This window comes from Enterobacter sp. DTU_2021_1002640_1_SI_PRY_ASU_LCPMC_013 (assembly GCF_032389435.1).
GTDB classification, from domain to species: domain Bacteria; phylum Pseudomonadota; class Gammaproteobacteria; order Enterobacterales; family Enterobacteriaceae; genus Enterobacter; species Enterobacter hormaechei_C.
In genome coordinates this window covers 3,468,220-3,486,777 of the sequence record NZ_CP135594.1, presented here as the reverse complement: position 1 = coordinate 3,486,777, position 18,558 = coordinate 3,468,220, and the positions used below count along the sequence as shown (strand labels likewise).

Below are 18,558 nucleotides of genomic sequence, written 5' to 3'. Positions count from 1 at the left end.
TCACCCTAACCCTCTCCCGGAGAGAGAGGGAATTTATACTCCCTCTCCCTTTGGGAGAGGGCAGGGGTGAGGGGGTTACACCCAGTTCCGAACCCGAATAAACTCACGCAAGGCAGCCTCCGGGCTGCCTTCTTTGGGTTCAAAGCTGTATTCCCAGCGCACCAGCGGCGGCATCGACATCAGAATGGACTCCGTGCGCCCACCGGTTTGCAGGCCAAACAGCGTCCCGCGATCCCATACCAGGTTAAACTCCACGTAACGCCCGCGGCGGTACAGCTGGAACTCACGCTCGCGAACGCCGTAGTCGGTGTTTTTGCGGCGTTCGACAATCGGTAGATAGGCATCGGTAAAGCCTTCACCCACTGCGCGCATAAAGCTGAACGCGGTATCAAAATCCGGCGTGTTGAGATCGTCAAAGAACAGCCCGCCGATGCCGCGTTGCTCGTCGCGATGCTTCAGATAGAAATAATCATCGCACCACTTTTTGTATTTCGGGTAAACGTCTTCGCCAAACGGCAGGCAGAGGTCGCGCGCGGTGGTGTGCCAGTGCACGGCGTCCTCTTCGAAGCCATAGTAAGGCGTTAAGTCGAAACCGCCGCCAAACCACCAGACCGGATCGGCCCCCGGTTTTTCCGCGATGAAAAAGCGCACGTTGGCGTGGCTGGTTGGCACAAACGGGTTATGCGGATGCACCACCAGCGAGACGCCCATCGCCTCGAAGCTGCGGCCCGCCAGTTCAGGCCGATGCGCCGTGGCGGACGCCGGCATTGCATCACCGTGGACGTGGGAGAAGTTGACCCCGGCCTGTTCAAAAATGCCACCGTCACGCAGCACGCGGCTGCGTCCACCGCCGCCCGCTTCGCGCTGCCAGGCATCTTCCTGGAATTCACCGCCGTCTGCGGCGGCCAGTTTCTGGCAAATCGCGTCCTGTAGCTGCATCAGGAAAGTTTTGACCAGCTGTGCATTCGGTTTCATCAACGTTTCCTGGAGTGCGCTTTTTGATTATCGAACCAGTTGAAATAACTGATAACCCCGGAGGCGATAGCGTTCGCGATCTTCTGACGAAACGCCGTGGTGCCGAGTAAACGCTCCTCTTCCGGGTTGGTTATGAACGAGGTTTCAACCAGCACGGACGGAATGGACGGGGACTTCAGCACCACAAACGCGGCCTGCTCGGTGCTTTTACTGTGCAGACGGTGCACGGGCTTAATCCGTTTAAGGATATGCGAGCCGAGCGTCAGGCTGTTTTTGATGGTATCGGTCTGCACCAGATCAAACAGAACCTGCTGCAACAGATGGTCTTTGTCGGTGGCTTTTTTCCCGGCCACTTCATCCGCCCGGTTTTCGCGATCGGAGAGGTATTTTGCCATGGCGCTACTGGCGCCACGGTTGGAGAGGGCGAACACCGATGCGCCTGCGGCGGAAGGGTTTGTGAAGCCATCCGCGTGAATGGACATAAACAGGTCGGCGCCGTGCTTATGGGCAATTTCCACGCGATCGTACAGCGGGATAAACGTGTCGCCCGTGCGCGTCAGGCGGGCGTCAATGCCGTTGCTGCGTAAAATTGCGCGCACATTTTTTGCAATTGCCAGCACGACGTGTTTTTCTTTCGACCCGTTTCGGCCAATGGCGCCGGTATCGATCCCGCCGTGGCCCGGATCGAGCATGACCAGACGCTTTGCGCCGGCTTTTTTGGTTTTCGGCTTGCTGTGTCCGTTACTGGTTTTAAGCGAGCTCTCTTCTTTTGCCTGAGCCTGCTTTGCGATGCCTGTTAACGTTAAGGCCGCCAGCCCCGCTTTGAGAACCTGACGACGCGATGTGAGTGCTTTTAATGGTTTGAATGTGCTCATGCGGCCTGAATTGTAAAAATTGGGGTCCTGGTGTTATATCGTATCGCGTTTTGCGTGACGACATTCCTTATTGAGAATTGTTTTACTTTTCATTTCAATACGTGACAAAGTGACATTATGCCAAATTTTGGCGAGTTTTTCCCCGGTTATTGGCTAAATGCCCTGTTCACGCCATAATCACTGTTTTTAAACCCGAAAAGGCGGTTAATACCATGGAGATACGCGTTTTTCGCCAGGAAGATTTCGAAGAGGTGATCACCCTTTGGGAGCGCTGCGATCTGCTGCGTCCGTGGAACGATCCGGAAATGGACATCGAACGGAAGGTGAATCACGACGTCAGTCTGTTTCTGGTCGCTGAGGTCAACGGCGAGGTGGTCGGGACGGTAATGGGCGGGTACGACGGCCACCGCGGGTCGGCCTACTATCTGGGCGTGCACCCGGAATACCGCGCGCGCGGCATCGCCAACGCGCTGCTTAACCGTCTGGAAAAGAAACTGATCGCCCGTGGCTGCCCGAAAATCCAGATTATGGTGCGGGAAGATAACGACGTGGTGCTGGGCATGTATGAACGTCTGGGCTACGAGCACGCGGATGTACTGACGCTGGGTAAGCGCCTGATCGAAGATGAAGAGTACTGAGTTCCACCCTGGCGACTATGATGTTCACGGTCGTCTGCGTCTGCCTTTTTTATTCTGGTGCGTTCTGCTGTTGCAGGCCCGCACCTGGGTGCTGTTCGTGATGGCTAGCGCGTCACGCGGGCAGGGCGATACGCTACTGAATCTCTTTTATCCCGATCACGATGCGTTCTGGCTGGGGTTACTGCCCGGTGTACCGGCGGTGCTGGCGTTCCTGTGCAGCGGTCGGCGGCAGTTCCTCCCGCGCTTCTGGCGCGCGCTTCGCTGGCTGTTGATTCTGGCGCAGGTTGTGCTCCTGGTCTGGCAGCCCGTGCTCTGGCTGTACGGCGAGCCGCTTTCCGGGATCGGGATTGCACTGGTGGTGACGGATATTGTCGCGCTGCTGTGGCTGGTCACGAATCCCCGTTTACGCGCCTGTTTTACGCAAGAGTCAGATTAAAACGGCACTTTTTGCCGATACTGCACTCCAACAAGCGTTGATTTATTACGTAAGGACGTCTCAATGAAATCGCTGCGTTTACTTTTATGCGCTCTCCCGCTGGCGTTAACCGGCTGTTCCACGCTCTCATCCATCAACTGGTCTGCGGCCTATCCGTGGAACTGGTTTGGCTCCTCAACGGAAGTGACCGAGCAGGGCGTGGGCAAAATCACCGCCTCGACGGCGCTGGATCAGGATGCCATTCAGGAGGCCATCGGCAGTGATTATCGCCTGCGCAGCGGCATGAAAACCGAGAACGGCAACATCGTGCGCTATTTCGAAGCGTTGAAAGACGACAAGGTGGCGATGGTCATCAACGGCGATAAAGGTACGGTCAACCGCATTGCGGTGATGGATGAAGAGATCCCGACCTCAGGTGGCGTGAAGGTAGGTACGCCGTTTGGCGAACTCTATCAGAAAGCGTTTGGCCACTGCGCCAGCGTGCCGTCGGATGACAGCGTGGCGGTCGAGTGTAAGGCCGACGGCAGCCAGCACATTAGCTATGTATTCAGCGGCACCTGGAACGGTCCGGAAGGGTTAATGCCCTCTGACGACACCCTGAAAAAGTGGAAAGTGAGCAAAATTATCTGGAAGCAGTAATTTGCGCCTGAGCAAGCCGCCTCGCTGAAATCCAGGTATAATAGCCGCCATCAATGCCACGCTGTCGTGGCATCTTTTTTTCAGGAGGAGCGATGTCTCAGGTTCAGAGTGGCATTTTGCCAGAACATTGCCGCGCGGCGATTTGGATTGAAGCCAACGTCAAAGGGGACGTGGATGCCCTGCGCGCGGCCAGCAAAATTTTCGTTGATAAACTGGCCACCTTTCAGGCCAAATTCCCCGAAGCCCATCTGGGCGCGGTGGTTGCCTTTGGCAACACCGTCTGGCGTCAGCTGAGCGGCGGCGAAGGCGCAGAAGAGCTGAAAGACTTTATTCCTTATGGCAAAGGTCTTGCGCCCGCCACCCAGTATGACGTCCTGATCCATATCCTCTCCCTGCGCCATGACGTGAATTTCTCCGTCGCTCAGGCAGCGATTGAGGCCTTTGGTGACAGCATCGACGTGCAGGAAGAGATCCACGGTTTCCGCTGGGTGGAAGAGCGCGATTTGAGCGGCTTCGTCGACGGCACCGAAAACCCGGCCGGGGAAGAGACGCGTCGCGAGGTGGCTGTAATCAAGGATGGCGTGGACGCGGGCGGCAGCTACGTGTTCGTCCAGCGCTGGGAGCATAACCTCAGGCAGCTCAACCGCATGAGCGTGCATGACCAGGAGATGATGATTGGCCGCACCAAAGACGCCAATGAAGAGATTGACGGCGATGCGCGTCCGGTCACGTCCCACCTGACCCGCGTTGACCTTAAAGAAGACGGTAAGGGGCTGAAGATTGTTCGCCAGAGCCTGCCGTACGGCACCGCGAGCGGTACGCACGGCCTGTACTTCTGCGCTTACTGTGCGCGCCTCTACAACATCGAACAGCAGCTGCTGAGCATGTTTGGCGATACCGACGGCAAGCGTGACGCCATGCTGCGCTTCACCCGTCCGGTGACCGGCGGCTACTACTTTGCGCCGTCCGTTGAGCGCCTGCTGGCGCTGTAAATCGCTCTCCATTCGTAGGCCGGGTAAGCGTTAGCGCCACCCGGCAATTTCTCCCGCACCCCTTATTCCCTTTTCTGCTTCTAAATCACCAAACGGTATATAAAACCGTTACTCCTTTAGACTCCGTTATAAATATTATGACTATAAGATAGTCATCACATTTATAAGGGTGCGCAATGGCCGTTACTGTACTGAAAAAAGGATCGCTGGCACTGGCAGGTTTACTGCTGGTGGCGCAGGCGCAGGCAACCGAGTTGCTGAACAGTTCTTATGATGTTTCGCGCGAGCTGTTTGCCGCCCTTAATCCCGCATTTGAACAGCAGTGGGCGAAAGAGAACAACGGCGACAAGCTGACCATCAAACAGTCGCACGCTGGCTCATCCAAGCAGGCGCTGGCCATTTTGCAGGGGCTGAAAGCGGATGTGGTGACCTACAACCAGGTCACGGACGTGCAGATCCTGCACGACAAAGGCAAGCTGATCCCGGCGGACTGGCAAAGCCGCCTGCCGAACAACAGTTCGCCGTTCTACTCCACCATGGGCTTCCTGGTGCGCAAGGGCAACCCGAAAAACATTCACGACTGGAACGACCTGGTGCGTTCTGACGTCAAGCTGATTTTCCCGAATCCGAAAACCTCCGGCAACGCGCGTTATACCTATCTGGCGGCGTGGGGCGCGGCGGACAAAGCTGACGGTAACGATAAAGCGAAAACCGAACAGTTTATGACCCAGTTCCTGAAAAATGTCGAAGTGTTTGACACCGGCGGCCGAGGCGCAACCACCACTTTCGCCGAGCGCGGGCTGGGCGATGTGCTGATCAGCTTTGAATCCGAAGTGAACAATATTCGTAAACAGTACGAAGCGCAGGGCTTCGAAGTGGTTATCCCGAAAACCAACGTTCTGGCCGAGTTCCCGGTGGCGTGGGTGGATAAAAACGTCAAAGCCAACGGCACTGAGAAAGCGGCAAAAGCCTATCTCAACTATCTGTACAGCCCGCAGGCGCAGACGGTGATTACTGGCTATTACTACCGCGTTAATAATCCGGACGTGATGAACAAGCTGAAAGACAAATTCCCGCAGACCGAGCTGTTCCGCGTGGAAGATCATTTCGGCGCCTGGCCTGAGGTGATGAAAACGCATTTTGCCAGCGGCGGTGAGTTAGACAAATTGCTGGCGGCGGGGCGTAAGTAATGTTTGCAGGATCAACAAGACGTGTGCTGCCGGGTTTTACCTTAAGCCTCGGGACCAGCCTGCTGTTCGTCTGTCTGATTTTATTGTTACCGCTCAGCGCTCTGGTGATGCAGCTCGCTGAGATGAGCTGGTCCCAGTACTGGGAAGTGGTCACCAACCCGCAGGTGGTGGCGGCCTACAAGGTCACGCTGCTGTCTGCATTCGTGGCCTCGATTTTTAACGGCGTGTTTGGCCTGCTGATGGCATGGATCTTAACCCGCTATCGCTTCCCGGGCCGCACGCTGCTCGACGCCCTGATGGATCTGCCGTTTGCCCTGCCGACGGCGGTCGCCGGTCTGACGCTGGCGTCGCTGTTCTCCGTGAACGGCTTTTACGGCGAATGGCTGGCGAAGTTTGATATTAAAGTGACCTATACCTGGATCGGTATCGCGGTGGCGATGGCCTTCACCAGCATCCCGTTTGTGGTACGTACCGTGCAGCCGGTGCTGGAAGAGTTAGGCCCCGAATACGAAGAGGCTGCGGAGACCCTGGGCGCCACGCGCTGGCAGAGTTTCCGTAAGGTTGTGCTGCCGGAACTTTCTCCGGCCTTGCTGGCGGGGGTGGCGCTTTCCTTTACCCGCAGCCTCGGTGAATTTGGCGCGGTCATTTTTATCGCCGGGAACATCGCGTGGAAAACCGAAGTGACCTCCCTGATGATTTTTGTCCGTTTGCAGGAGTTTGATTATCCGGCCGCGAGCGCGATTGCCTCGGTGATCCTTGCCGCGTCGCTGCTGCTACTGTTTTCGATTAACACTCTGCAAAGTCGCTTTGGTCGACGTGTGGTAGGTCACTGATGGCGGAAGTTACGCAATTGAAGCGCTATGACGCGCCCCGCATCAACTGGGGCAAATGGTTTCTGATTGGTACCGGCGTGCTGGTCTCCGCATTCATTCTCGTCGTGCCGATGGTGTACATCTTCGTGCAGGCCTTCAGCAAAGGGATTATGCCCGCGCTGCAAAACCTGGCCGATCCGGACATGCTCCACGCCATCTGGCTGACGGTGATGATTGCCCTGATCACCGTCCCGGTGAATCTGGTGTTTGGCGTATTGCTGGCCTGGCTGGTAACGCGCTTTAACTTCCCGGGGCGTCAGCTGCTGCTGACCCTGCTGGATATCCCGTTTGCGGTGTCTCCGGTGGTGGCGGGTCTGGTTTATCTGCTCTTCTACGGCTCCAATGGCCCGCTGGGCGGCTGGCTGGATGAGCACGACCTGCAAATCATGTTCGCCTGGCCGGGGATGGTGCTGGTGACCGTCTTTGTCACCTGTCCGTTCGTGGTGCGCGAGCTGGTGCCGGTGATGCTCAGCCAGGGCAGCCATGAAGATGAAGCCGCGGTGCTGCTCGGCGCTTCCGGCTGGCAGATGTTCCGCCGCGTCACGCTGCCTAATATCCGCTGGGCACTGCTTTACGGCGTGGTGCTGACCAACGCCCGTGCGATCGGTGAGTTTGGCGCGGTGTCGGTGGTATCCGGCTCGATTCGCGGCGAAACCCTGTCGCTGCCGTTACAGATTGAATTACTGGAACAGGACTACAACACCGTCGGTTCCTTTACTGCCGCAGCGTTGCTGACGCTGATGGCGATTTTGACCCTGTTTTTGAAGAGTGTGGTGCAGTGGCGTTTAGAGAATCAGGAAAAACGTCAGCATCAGGAGGGAAATCATGAGCATTGAGATTGCCAATATTAAGAAGTCTTTTGGTCGCACCCAGGTGCTGAATGATATCTCGCTGGATATCCCTTCCGGACAAATGGTGGCGCTGCTGGGGCCGTCTGGCTCCGGTAAAACCACGCTGCTGCGTATTATCGCCGGGCTTGAACACCAGACCAGCGGACATATTCGCTTCCACGGTACGGACGTTAGCCGCCTGCACGCCCGCGACCGTAAAGTGGGCTTTGTATTTCAGCATTATGCGCTGTTCCGCCACATGACGGTATTCGACAACATCGCGTTTGGCCTGACCGTGCTGCCGCGTCGTGAACGTCCAGATGCCGCCGCCATCAAAGCGAAAGTGACCAAACTGCTGGAGATGGTGCAGCTTGCGCATCTGGCGGACCGCTTCCCGGCTCAACTTTCCGGCGGGCAGAAGCAGCGCGTGGCGCTGGCGCGTGCGTTAGCCGTTGAACCGCAAATCCTGCTGCTGGACGAACCGTTTGGTGCGCTGGATGCGCAGGTGCGAAAAGAGCTGCGCCGCTGGCTGCGTCAGCTGCATGAGGAACTCCAGTTCACCAGCGTTTTCGTGACCCACGATCAGGAAGAGGCGATGGAAGTGGCCGATCGCGTGGTGGTGATGAGTCAGGGCAACATTGAGCAGGTTGACGAGCCAGAGCAGCTCTGGCGTGAACCGGCGACCCGCTTTGTGCTGGAGTTTATGGGGGAAGTAAACCGCCTTCAGGGCACCATTCGCAGCGGTCAGTTCCACGTTGGCGCGCACCGCTGGCCGCTGGGGTATACCTCTGCGCATCAGGGGCCGGTCGATCTGTTCCTGCGCCCGTGGGAAGTGGACGTCAGCCGCCGTACCAGCCTGGATTCACCGCTTCCGGTGCAGGTGCTGGAAGCTAGCCCTAAAGGGCACTACACCCAATTGGTGGTACAGCCCCTGGGCTGGTACACCGAGCCGTTGACCGTGGTTATGCGTGACGACGAGCCGCCGCACCGGGGGGAGCGCCTTTTTGTGGGTCTGCAACACGCGCGCATTTATCACGGTAACGAGCGCATTGAAACGCGCGAGGATATTGCTCTGGCGGAGTCAGCCTGATAGGTTATTAGGATGTTTATCGCCCGGTGGCGCTGCGCTGACCGGGCCTACAGTTATCACTGCGTCTTGTAGGCCGGGTAAGCGAAGCGCCACCCGGCTTTTTTATTGAGTAAAAATCGTGAATACACTCGAACACACCATCGGTAACACTCCTCTGGTCAAGCTTCAGCGCATGGGGCCCGATAACGGCAGCGAAATCTGGGTCAAACTCGAAGGCAATAACCCGGCGGGATCGGTGAAAGACCGGGCGGCACTGTCGATGATTGTTCAGGCCGAAAAGCGCGGCGAGATAAAGCCCGGCGACGTGCTGATCGAAGCCACCAGCGGTAACACCGGTATCGCGCTGGCGATGATTGCCGCCCTGAAAGGCTACCGCATGAAGCTGCTGATGCCGGATAACATGAGCCAGGAGCGCCGGGCCGCCATGCGTGCCTATGGAGCCGAGCTGATTCTGGTGAGCAAAGAGCAGGGGATGGAAGGGGCGCGAGATTTAGCGTTAGCGATGGCGGAGCGCGGGGAAGGCAAGCTTCTCGACCAGTTCAACAACCCGGACAACCCGTACGCGCACTACACCACCACCGGCCCGGAAATCTGGCAGCAAACCGACGGGCGCATCACCCACTTTGTCTCCAGCATGGGGACCACGGGCACGATCACCGGTGTGTCACGCTTTCTGCGCGAACAGGAGAAGCCGGTGACGATTGTCGGCCTGCAACCGGAAGAGGGGAGCAGTATTCCGGGCATCCGCCGCTGGCCGGCGGAGTATATGCCGGGCATCTTTAATGCGCAGCTTGTGGACCAGGTGCTGGATATTCATCAGCGCGAGGCGGAAAATACCATGCGTGAGCTGGCCGTGCGTGAAGGTATCTTCTGCGGCGTCAGCTCTGGCGGTGCCGTAGCGGGCGCGATCCGGGTGGCTGAGTCCACGCCGGGAGCGGTGGTAGTGGCGATTATTTGCGATCGCGGCGACCGTTATCTGTCTACCGGCGTCTTTGGTGAAGAGAGTTATTCGCAGGGGGCGGGGATTTAAGCGTCATGGAGATGATTTTATTCCGGGATAACACCCGGGCGCAGCAAACCGATATTGTCGCCGTTCAGTCGCAGGTGGTGTACGGCAGCGTGGGAAACAGCATCGCGGTGCCGAATATTCGAACCCACCGGCTGAACGTTACCGCCGTGCCAACGGTGCTGTTCAGCAATACGCCGCACTACGACACCTTCTACGGCGGGGTGATCCCCGACGAGTGGTTCAGCGGCTACCTTAAGGCGCTGGAAGAGCGCGAGATCCTGCGCGAGCTTAAAGCGGTCACCACCGGCTATATGGGCAGCGCCAGCCAGATCGCGCTGCTGGCGCAGTGGCTGAAGGCAATCAAAGTGCAACATCCCGATCTGCTGGTGCTGGTCGACCCGGTAATTGGGGATATCGATAGCGGGATGTACGTGAAGCCGGATATTCCTGAAGCCTACCGTGAGCATCTGCTCCCGCTGGCCCAGGGCATTACGCCCAACGTGTATGAACTGGAAGTGCTGAGCGGCAAACCGTGCCGTACGCCGGAGAGCGCCATTGCCGCCGCGCAGGGGCTGCTGTCCGACTCGCTGAAATGGGTAGCGATCACCAGTGCGCCAGTGTCTGACGATCCGCAGAATATCCACGTTGTGCTGGTGAGCGAAGAAGGTGTTACCGTAAGCGCGCACCCGCGCGTAGAGACGGATCTGAAAGGAACGGGCGATCTGTTCTGTTCGGAGCTGGTCAGCGGCATTGTGGGAGGGAAAACCGTTGCCGATGCCATTCGCATGGCGGGCGATCGGGTGACTGACGTTATGATCTATACGCAGTCGAAAGGCTATGACGAGCTTATCCTGCCGGCATAAACAAAAATGGCGCCCGAAGGCGCCATTTTTCTGTGCGGCAAGAATTACTTCTTGATGCGGATAACCGGGGTTTCACCCACGGTGACGCTGCCAGACAGTTTGATCAGTTCTTTGATTTCGTCCATGTTGGAGATAACAACCGGAGTCAGGGTAGACTTCGCTTTTTCTTCCAGCAGCGGCAGATCGAATTCAATTACCGGGTCGCCAACTTTAACACGCTGGCCTTCTTCTGCGATACGTTTGAAGCCTTCGCCTTTCAGTTCAACGGTGTCGATACCGAAGTGAACGAACAGTTCGATACCGCTATCGGATTCGATAGAGAACGCATGGTTGGTTTCAAAAATTTTACCGATGGTGCCGTCAACTGGAGCAACCATTTTGTTGCCAGTTGGTTTGATAGCAATGCCATCACCAACGATTTTCTCAGCAAAAACTACATCCGGCACGTCTTCGATGTTGACGATCTCGCCGGAGAGCGGAGCAACAATCTCAATAGTTCCGGAGTCTTTCTTGTCATCAGAAACCAGAGATTTTAGTTTATCGAACAAACCCATGATCTTCTCCTAAGCAGTAAATTGGGCCGCATCTCGTGGATTAGCAGATTGTTTTTTCTTCAATGAACTTGTTAACCAGCGTCATTAACTCGTCCGTTGTCGGTTGAGCAAGAGCCTGCTCTGCTAACACCTTCGCATCTTCGAAGTTCGTGTTACGGATAATCTTCTTAATGCGCGGGATGGAAATGGCGCTCATAGAGAATTCGTCCAGACCCATACCCAGCAACAGAAGTGTAGCACGTTCGTCGCCTGCAAGCTCACCACACATGCCAGTCCATTTACCTTCTGCATGAGAAGCATCAATAACTTGCTTGATCAAATTCAGTACGGACGGTGACATTGGCTGGTAGAGATGTGAAATCATATCATTACCACGGTCAACTGCCAGGGTGTACTGCGTTAAATCATTGGTACCGATACTAAAGAAATCAACTTCTTTGGCTAAATGACGCGCAATGGTCGCGGCTGCCGGTGTTTCCACCATCACGCCGATCTCAATGGACTCGTCAAATGCTTTACCTTCGTCGCGCAGTTCCTGTTTGTAGATTTCGATCTCTTTCTTCAGTGCACGCACTTCTTCAACAGAGATGATCATCGGGAACATGATGCGCAGTTTACCGAAAGCGGAGGCACGCAGAATAGCGCGAACCTGGTCACGCAGGATCTCTTTACGATCCATTGCGATACGCACGGCACGCCAGCCCAGGAACGGGTTCTCTTCTTTCGGGAAATTCATGTACGGCAGCTCTTTGTCGCCACCGATGTCCATGGTACGGACGATAACTGCCTGCGAGCCGCACGCTTCAGCAACCGCTTTGTACGCTGCAAACTGCTCTTCTTCCGTTGGCAGAGCGTCGCGATCCATGAACAGGAATTCAGTACGATACAGACCTACACCTTCCGCGCCGTTGCGCTCAGCGCCGTCAACGTCACGCACGGTACCGATGTTAGCGCACACTTCAACCTGATGGCCGTCCAGCGTGATGGCTGGCAGATCTTTCAGTTTAGCGAGTTCCGCTTTCTCGGTAGCAACCTGCTCCTGAACGGAACGCAGCTGCTCGATCACATCGTTAGTTGGGTTGACGTAAACCACATTGTTTACGGCATCCAGAATCAGATAGTCGTCGTTTTTCACCTGGGAGGTAACGCTACCGGTACCCACAATGGCTGGCAGCTCCAGAGAACGCGCCATGATTGAGGTGTGGGAGGTACGTCCACCTGCATCAGTAATGAAACCCAGCACCTTGTTCAGGTTCAGCTGTGCGGTTTCAGACGGGGTCAGGTCAGCGGCAACCAGGATGACTTCGTCCTGAATCGCGCTCAGATCGATGATGGCCAGACCCAGGATGTTGCGCAGCAGGCGCTTACCGATGTCACGTACGTCAGCCGCACGTTCTTTCAGGTATTCATCGTCCAGCTCTTCCAGGGCAGATGCCTGACCTTCGATAACTTCATGCGCAGCCGCGTCGGCCGTCATGCCTTTATCTTTAATCAGGGCTATGATTTCCTGCTCCAGCTCCTCATCTTCGAGCAGCATAATGTGCCCTTCGAAGATGGCTTCTTTTTCTTCACCGAAAGTTTCGCCAGCTTTAGTTTTAATCGCTTCCAGTTGCGCAGATGCCTTGGCACGACCGCTCAGAAAACGTTCAACTTCCTGATCAACCTTGTCGGCAGAAATTTTTTTCCGGTCAATGACGATTTCGTCTTCTTTCAGCAGCAATGCTTTGCCGAAAGCGATACCCGGGGATGCTAAAATGCCTGAAATCATAACCCTACCTTACTTGTGACTGATATTGAAAAGAACCCGGTAAACTTACTCGAGTTCAGCCATCAGCTTAACCAGATGCTCAACTGCTTTCTGCTCGTCTTCACCTTCAGCGGAGATGGTAACAACGGTACCCTGAGTCAGGCCCAGAGTTTGCAGCTTGAACAGGCTTTTTGCGCTAGCGCTTTTGCCGTTGGAAGTCACGGTGATTTCAGAAGTGAAGCCTTTCGCTTCTTTAACAAACTGAGCAGCAGGGCGGGTGTGCAGACCGTTCGGAGCGGTAATGGTAACTTCTTGCTGGAACATTGTATTTCCCCAACTTATAGGTTTAGTGTTGTGGAACTAAAGTCTAGCCTGGCGACTTAACTTTAGCCTGTATAGTTAGCGCTGACGTTTCAATCGTCATTAAACATTATGCAGTGAAAGCAAGACTTGAACCAAATCATAAAATCGATTCAGCAGCGCTATTTCGTTCACCGATTAATTTCGCGCATCAAAATAATTGCTGGTTTAAATACCAGACCCAACGGGGTGAAGCAATGCCAGGAGGGGTAAAACTTTGAAGCAGGCCACAAAAAAGCACCTGAAAAGGTGCTTTTTTACGCGTTTTTAACATGCTGGCATCACTGTTGCAGTTCTTTCTCTGTGAAGAGATCGGCAAACAGTGCTGTGCTTAAGTAACGCTCACCCGAAGACGGCAGGATAACCACAATGTTCTTATTGGTAAAGGTTTCATCTTCCAGCAGTTTGAGGGCTGCCGCAACTGCCGCACCGGAAGAGATACCCGCCAGAATGCCTTCCTCGTCCATCAGGCGACGCGCCGTGGAGATGGCTTCTTCATTGGTAATGGCGACGACTTTATCGATCAGCTTCAGATCCAGGTTGCCTGGAATAAAGCCAGCGCCGATACCCTGGATTTTGTGAGGGCCAGGTTTGATCTCTTCGCCTGCCAGCGCCTGAGCGATAACCGGTGAGTCGGTTGGCTCAACGGCAACGGTAATCAGATCTTTTTTACCTTTCGTGCCTTTAATATAGCGAGACACACCGGTCAGCGTACCGCCGGTGCCTACGCCGGAGATAAACACATCAACCTGACCGTCAGTATCTTCCCAGATTTCCGGGCCGGTGGTTTTCTCATGAATTTCCGGGTTGGCCGGGTTGCTAAACTGCTGGAGCAGCAGATACTTTGCCGGATCGCTGGCAACAATTTCTTCGGCCTTCTGAATCGCGCCCTTCATGCCTTTTGCGCCTTCGGTCAGGACCAGGTTCGCACCCAGCGCTTTCAGCAGCTTACGACGCTCAATGCTCATGGTTTCAGGCATAGTCAGCGTCAGCTTATAGCCACGTGCTGCCGCAACATAGGCCAGAGCGATACCGGTATTGCCGCTGGTGGGTTCAACCAGCTCAACGCCAGGTTTCAGCACGCCACGCTTTTCAGCATCCCAAATCATATTCGCACCGATACGGCATTTAACGCTGAAGCTTGGGTTACGAGATTCGACCTTCGCCAGAATGCGTCCATTACCGATACGGTTCAGTCGAACCAGGGGCGTATGACCGATAGTCAGCGAGTTGTCTTCATAAATCTTACTCATGGCCTGTCCTTAACTGTATGAAATTGGGATACCGACCCAGCATACCTGTTGAACAGGTATGGGGAAGTAAGGAAATCGCATATCTATATGCTGCAAGGAAATAATGGGGATCAGTATGGAATAAGGGGCGGCATAAGCCACCCCTCTTTTACACATTTTTGCATTACTTCCATAACGCGTGCTTAGCACGGTAGCAGTCCACCCACATCGCCGTCGCGCCGCAAACGGCGACGGGCATGATGAACAAATTCAGGAAAGGGATCATGGTGAACAGGCTGGTCAGCGCGCCAAACTGCATGTTGGCAACCTTCTGAGTGCGCAGGGCAGTGCGCATCTCTTTAAACGGCACTTTGTGGTTATCGAAAGGATAATCACAGTACTGGATAGCGAGCATCCAGGCGCTGAACAGGAACCACAGCACGGGCGCGACCGTCTGGCCAATCCCGGGTACAAAATAAAGAATAAGCAGCACAATCGCCCGCGGCAGGTACCAGGCGAACTTCTGCCATTCACGCTTCATGATGCGGGGGAGATCTTTCACGATCCCCAGTACGCCCGTGTCAGGTGGCGTCGCACCGGTCAGGCGCGCTTCCAGCTGTTCGGCCAGCAGACCGTTGAACGGCGCGGCTATCCAGTTTGCTATCGTCGAAAAGAAATAGCCGAAAACCAGCAGCACGGAGATAACCGCAATCGGCCAGAGCAGGTAGTCTAGCCACTGTAACCAGTCCGGCACATAGCTCATCAGGGAAGGGATCCAGCTTTCCAGTCTGGTGAACAGCCACCAGAAGGCCCCGCCCATCAGAATAATGTTGATCAGTAACGGCAAAATAACGAAGCGTCGAATGCCCGGCAGGGAGACCAGTTTCCAGCCCTGAGAAAAGTACCAGACCCCGCTGCGTGGGGCAGAAGAAGATGTTGAAACCATACCAGGCTGTACTCCTTTTTACACAACCAGTGGAATTGCCCGCCTATATTATCCAGTTACGGGCCAATGACCAGTTCGGAAATGTTCGAAAAACCAGCAAAAAGCACGATTTAGTTCATCTTTATGCTGTGAATGCTCTGCATACACTTGCACTTGACGTAAACGGCAAATACTCTTAGTGAGTAAATGTTTGCCGTGGTGGCAAGGTGTTAGAACAACAGAGAATATAATGATGCAGGATTTGCGTCTGATATTAATCATTGTTGGCGCGATCGCCATAATCGCTTTACTGGTACATGGTTTCTGGACCAGCCGTAAAGAGCGTTCCTCTATGTTTCGCGATCGTCCACTGAAGCGCATGAAGTCCAGTCGTGACGACGATGACGTTGAAGACGACATCGACGGTCCTGACGACGACGGCGTGGGTGAAGTTCGTGTTCATCGGGTCAATACTGCGCCCGGCGCAGCGCATGGAGAGCATGAAGCCCCCCGCGCTCCGCAGCACCAGTATCAACCACCGTATGCCTCTGCCCAGCCGCGCCAGCCAGCGCCGCCGCCAGTGGAAGAACCTGTTCGTCATCCGCCGCAGCAGCCTGTGCAACAGCAGCCCGTTGCGCCACAGCCTGTACAGCCGCAACCTGTGCAACAGCCTGCACAGCCAGTGCATCAGCCACAGCCTGTTCAGCAGCCGCAGCCGGTACAACAACCGCAGCCGCAGCCTGAACCGCCTGCGCCACAGCCCGCTCCGCGCGTTGAGCCAGAGCCGGTCGCAGAGCCAGAACCGGTTGTTGAAAAGCCGCAGCGTAAAGAAGCGGTGATCATCATGAACGTGGCTGCTCATCATGGCACCCATCTGAACGGTGACGTGCTGCTTAACAGCATCCAACAGGCAGGCTTCAAGTTCGGCGACATGAATATTTTCCATCGCCACCTGAGTCCTGACGGTAGCGGTCCGGCGCTGTTTAGCCTGGCCAATATGGTCAATCCAGGCACGTTTGACCCGGAAATGACCGGTGATTTCGTCACGCCGGGGGTTACGATCTTTATGCAGGTGCCGTCCTACGGTGACGAGCTGCAAAACTTTAAGCTGATGCTACAGTCCGCTCAGCACATCGCCGACGAAGTGGGCGGTGTGGTGCTCGACGATCAGCGTCGAATGATGACGCCGCAGAAACTGCGCGAGTATCAGGACCGCATACGCGAAGTTAAGGAAGCGAACGCGTAATCGTCGCGTTAACTTCACCTCCTCCTCAACCCCCGCCTGTCGGGGGTTTTTCTCATTGATGGTGCGATATGGACTCAATCGAACAACAACTTACTGAACTGCGAACCACGCTTCGCCATCATGAATATCTCTATCATGTTATGGACGCACCGGAAGTGCCGGATGCGGAATATGACCGCCTGATGCGTGAACTGCGCGAGCTGGAAGCGCAGCACCCCGAACTGATTACGCCCGATTCCCCAACGCAGCGCGTCGGCGCGGAACCGCTGGGCGCTTTCAGCCAGGTGCGCCATGAAGTGCCGATGCTGTCGCTGGATAACGTGTTTGATGAAGAGAGTTTTCTGGCTTTCAACAAGCGTGTGCAGGATCGCCTGAAGAGCATCGACAATCTGAGCTGGTGCTGCGAGCTAAAGCTGGATGGTCTGGCCGTTAGCATTCTTTATGAGAACGGCGTGATGGTGCGTGCCGCAACGCGCGGCGACGGCACTACCGGGGAAGACATCACCACTAATGTGCGCACTATTCGTGCGATCCCGCTGAAACTGCGTGGCGATAACATTCCCGCCCGCCTGGAAGTGCGCGGGGAAGTGTTCCTTCCGCAGGCGGGCTTCGAGAAGATCAACGAAGAAGCGCGTCGTACCGGTGGGAAAGTGTTTGCAAACCCGCGTAACGCGGCGGCAGGTTCGCTGCGTCAGCTCGATCCGCGAATCACCGCGAAGCGACCGCTTACTTTCTTCTGCTACGGCGTCGGGATCCTGGAAGGCGGTGACCTGCCAGATACCCACCTGGGTCGTTTAATGCAGTTCAAAGAGTGGGGGTTACCGGTTAGCAACCGCGTGCAGCTCTGCGACTCTCCGGAGGCGGTGCTGGCGTTCTATCACAAGGTTGAAGAAGATCGTCCCACACTCGGGTTTGATATTGATGGCGTGGTGATCAAGGTTAACTCGCTGGCGTTGCAGGAACAGTTAGGATTTGTGGCCCGTGCGCCGCGCTGGGCGGTAGCCTTTAAGTTCCCGGCGCAGGAGCAGATGACCTTCGTTCGCGACGTGGAGTTTCAGGTAGGGCGTACGGGGGCGATTACGCCTGTGGCGCGTCTGGAGCCTGTGCAGGTGGCTGGCGTGCTGGTAAGTAACGCCACGCTGCATAACGCCGATGAAATTGCCCGCCTGGGCCTGCGCATTGGTGACAAAGTGGTGATTCGCCGCGCGGGCGACGTGATCCCACAGGTGGTTAACGTTGTTGAGTCTGAACGTCCTGCCGATACCCGTGCCATCGAGTTTCCAGCCCACTGTCCGGTATGTGGTTCGGACGTTGAGCGCGTGGAAGGTGAAGCGGTAACGCGCTGTACGGGCGGGTTAATCTGCGGCGCGCAGCGTAAAGAGTCCCTGAAGCACTTTGTCTCCCGCCGGGCGATGGACGTCGACGGAATGGGTGACAAGATCATCGACCAGTTAGTTGAGAAAGAGTATGTCCATACGCCAGCAGACCTCTTTACCCTGACGGCAGGTAAGCTGACCGGTCTTGATCGTATGGGGCCGAAATCAGCCCAGAACATCGTCAACGCGCTCGAGGCGGCCAAAAACACCACCTTTGCCCGTTTCCTTTACGCGCTTGGCATTCGTGAAGTCGGAGAGGCGACGGCGGCAGGGCTGGCGGCGTATTTCGGCACGCTGGACGCGCTGGAGAAAGCCACCATCGACGAGCTACAGAAAGTCCCTGATGTCGGCATTGTGGTCGCTACCCACGTTTTCAACTTCTTCGCCGAAGAGAGCAACCGTGAAGTGATCGGTAAATTACTGGAACAGGGCATTCACTGGCCTGCACCGGTAGTGGTTAATGCCGAAGAGATCGACAGCCCGTTTGCCGGTAAAACGGTGGTGCTGACCGGCAGCCTGAGCCAGCTCTCGCGCGATGACGCGAAAGCGCGCCTGGTGGCGCTGGGGGCAAAAGTGGCGGGCAGCGTATCGAAGAAAACCGACCTGGTGATTGCCGGGGAAGCGGCCGGTTCGAAGCTGGCAAAAGCGCAGGAGCTTGGCATCGAGGTGATCGATGAAGCGGAAATGATGCGCCTGTTAGGAGAGTGAC

General features: G+C 55.8%; 19 protein-coding genes. 12 read left to right on the top strand and 7 right to left on the bottom strand.

What is annotated here, in order from left to right; all coding sequences use genetic code 11:
- Positions 1-75 precede the first annotated feature (75 nt).
- On the bottom strand, positions 76-975 hold the full coding sequence (hemF, locus tag RS584_RS16685; protein WP_315748350.1) for an oxygen-dependent coproporphyrinogen oxidase: 900 nt from the start codon (positions 973-975) through the stop codon (positions 76-78).
- Positions 975-1,850, bottom strand: coding sequence for an N-acetylmuramoyl-L-alanine amidase AmiA (gene amiA, locus RS584_RS16680; protein WP_015572219.1), 876 nt, complete (start codon positions 1,848-1,850; stop codon positions 975-977). Before amiA ends, hemF begins: the two co-directional genes overlap by 1 nt.
- A gap of 212 nt (positions 1,851-2,062) precedes the next feature.
- Between amiA and RS584_RS16675 the strand changes: the two genes are divergently transcribed.
- The 10 genes from RS584_RS16675 to pdxK all read left to right on the top strand — a co-directional run bounded on the left by RS584_RS16675 (position 2,063) and on the right by pdxK (position 10,409).
- A complete protein-coding gene (locus RS584_RS16675; protein WP_003861292.1) occupies positions 2,063-2,488 on the top strand; it encodes a GNAT family acetyltransferase in 426 nt (141 codons plus the stop codon).
- Positions 2,475-2,924, top strand: a complete 450-nt coding sequence (locus RS584_RS16670) for a DUF2919 domain-containing protein (protein ID WP_315748349.1) — start codon at positions 2,475-2,477, stop codon at positions 2,922-2,924. Before RS584_RS16675 ends, RS584_RS16670 begins: the two co-directional genes overlap by 14 nt.
- Before the next feature lie 63 nt (positions 2,925-2,987).
- The gene (locus tag RS584_RS16665) at positions 2,988-3,563 is read left to right on the top strand and encodes an RpoE-regulated lipoprotein (protein WP_015572220.1); all 576 of its coding nucleotides are present in this window, start codon (positions 2,988-2,990) and stop codon (positions 3,561-3,563) included.
- Between the two features lie 92 nt (positions 3,564-3,655).
- Positions 3,656-4,555 carry a Dyp-type peroxidase gene (locus RS584_RS16660; protein ID WP_017383480.1) on the top strand — a complete coding sequence of 300 codons (900 nt, stop codon included), beginning with the start codon at positions 3,656-3,658 and terminating at the stop codon, positions 4,553-4,555.
- Positions 4,556-4,731: 176 nt separating this feature from the next.
- Positions 4,732-5,745, top strand: coding sequence for a sulfate ABC transporter substrate-binding protein (locus tag RS584_RS16655; RefSeq protein WP_315748348.1), 1,014 nt, complete (start codon positions 4,732-4,734; stop codon positions 5,743-5,745).
- On the top strand, positions 5,745-6,578 hold the full coding sequence (gene cysT / locus RS584_RS16650) for a sulfate/thiosulfate ABC transporter permease CysT (protein WP_017383478.1): 834 nt from the start codon (positions 5,745-5,747) through the stop codon (positions 6,576-6,578). The genes RS584_RS16655 and cysT overlap by 1 nt, the downstream gene beginning before the upstream one ends.
- Positions 6,578-7,453 carry a sulfate/thiosulfate ABC transporter permease CysW gene (gene cysW / locus RS584_RS16645; protein WP_003861305.1) on the top strand — a complete coding sequence of 292 codons (876 nt, stop codon included), beginning with the start codon at positions 6,578-6,580 and terminating at the stop codon, positions 7,451-7,453. Before cysT ends, cysW begins: the two co-directional genes overlap by 1 nt.
- Positions 7,443-8,537, top strand: coding sequence for a sulfate/thiosulfate ABC transporter ATP-binding protein CysA (gene cysA / locus RS584_RS16640; protein WP_315748347.1), 1,095 nt, complete (start codon positions 7,443-7,445; stop codon positions 8,535-8,537). The genes cysW and cysA overlap by 11 nt, the downstream gene beginning before the upstream one ends.
- A 118-nt stretch (positions 8,538-8,655) precedes the next feature.
- Positions 8,656-9,567, top strand: coding sequence for a cysteine synthase CysM (cysM, locus tag RS584_RS16635; protein ID WP_017383476.1), 912 nt, complete (start codon positions 8,656-8,658; stop codon positions 9,565-9,567).
- Between the two features lie 5 nt (positions 9,568-9,572).
- Complete coding sequence (gene pdxK / locus RS584_RS16630) at positions 9,573-10,409, top strand: pyridoxine/pyridoxal/pyridoxamine kinase (protein WP_015572224.1); 837 nt, start codon at positions 9,573-9,575, stop codon at positions 10,407-10,409.
- 44 nt (positions 10,410-10,453) lie between these two features.
- Here pdxK and crr read toward each other — a convergent pair whose 3' ends face one another.
- From crr to cysZ, 5 genes are all read right to left on the bottom strand, one after another.
- Positions 10,454-10,963: a PTS glucose transporter subunit IIA gene (gene crr / locus RS584_RS16625; protein ID WP_003861316.1), complete on the bottom strand. Its 510-nt coding sequence runs from the start codon at positions 10,961-10,963 to the stop codon at positions 10,454-10,456.
- 40 nt (positions 10,964-11,003) lie between these two features.
- Entirely contained in the window at positions 11,004-12,731 is a 1,728-nt protein-coding gene (ptsI, locus tag RS584_RS16620) for a phosphoenolpyruvate-protein phosphotransferase PtsI (RefSeq protein ID WP_006811455.1), read from the bottom strand.
- A 45-nt stretch (positions 12,732-12,776) separates the two neighbouring features.
- On the bottom strand, positions 12,777-13,034 hold the full coding sequence (ptsH, locus tag RS584_RS16615) for a phosphocarrier protein Hpr (RefSeq protein WP_000487600.1): 258 nt from the start codon (positions 13,032-13,034) through the stop codon (positions 12,777-12,779).
- 317 nt (positions 13,035-13,351) lie between these two features.
- Positions 13,352-14,323, bottom strand: a complete 972-nt coding sequence (gene cysK / locus RS584_RS16610) for a cysteine synthase A (RefSeq protein ID WP_006811453.1) — start codon at positions 14,321-14,323, stop codon at positions 13,352-13,354.
- Positions 14,324-14,486: 163 nt separating this feature from the next.
- Positions 14,487-15,248: a sulfate transporter CysZ gene (gene cysZ / locus RS584_RS16605; RefSeq protein ID WP_006811452.1), complete on the bottom strand. Its 762-nt coding sequence runs from the start codon at positions 15,246-15,248 to the stop codon at positions 14,487-14,489.
- 229 nt (positions 15,249-15,477) lie between these two features.
- On the opposite strand from cysZ, the gene zipA reads away from it, so the two are divergent.
- Positions 15,478-16,473, top strand: a complete 996-nt coding sequence (zipA, locus tag RS584_RS16600; protein WP_015572226.1) for a cell division protein ZipA — start codon at positions 15,478-15,480, stop codon at positions 16,471-16,473.
- 68 nt (positions 16,474-16,541) lie between these two features.
- Positions 16,542-18,557, top strand: a complete 2,016-nt coding sequence (gene ligA, locus RS584_RS16595; protein ID WP_017383473.1) for an NAD-dependent DNA ligase LigA — start codon at positions 16,542-16,544, stop codon at positions 18,555-18,557.
- Position 18,558 lies beyond the last annotated feature (1 nt).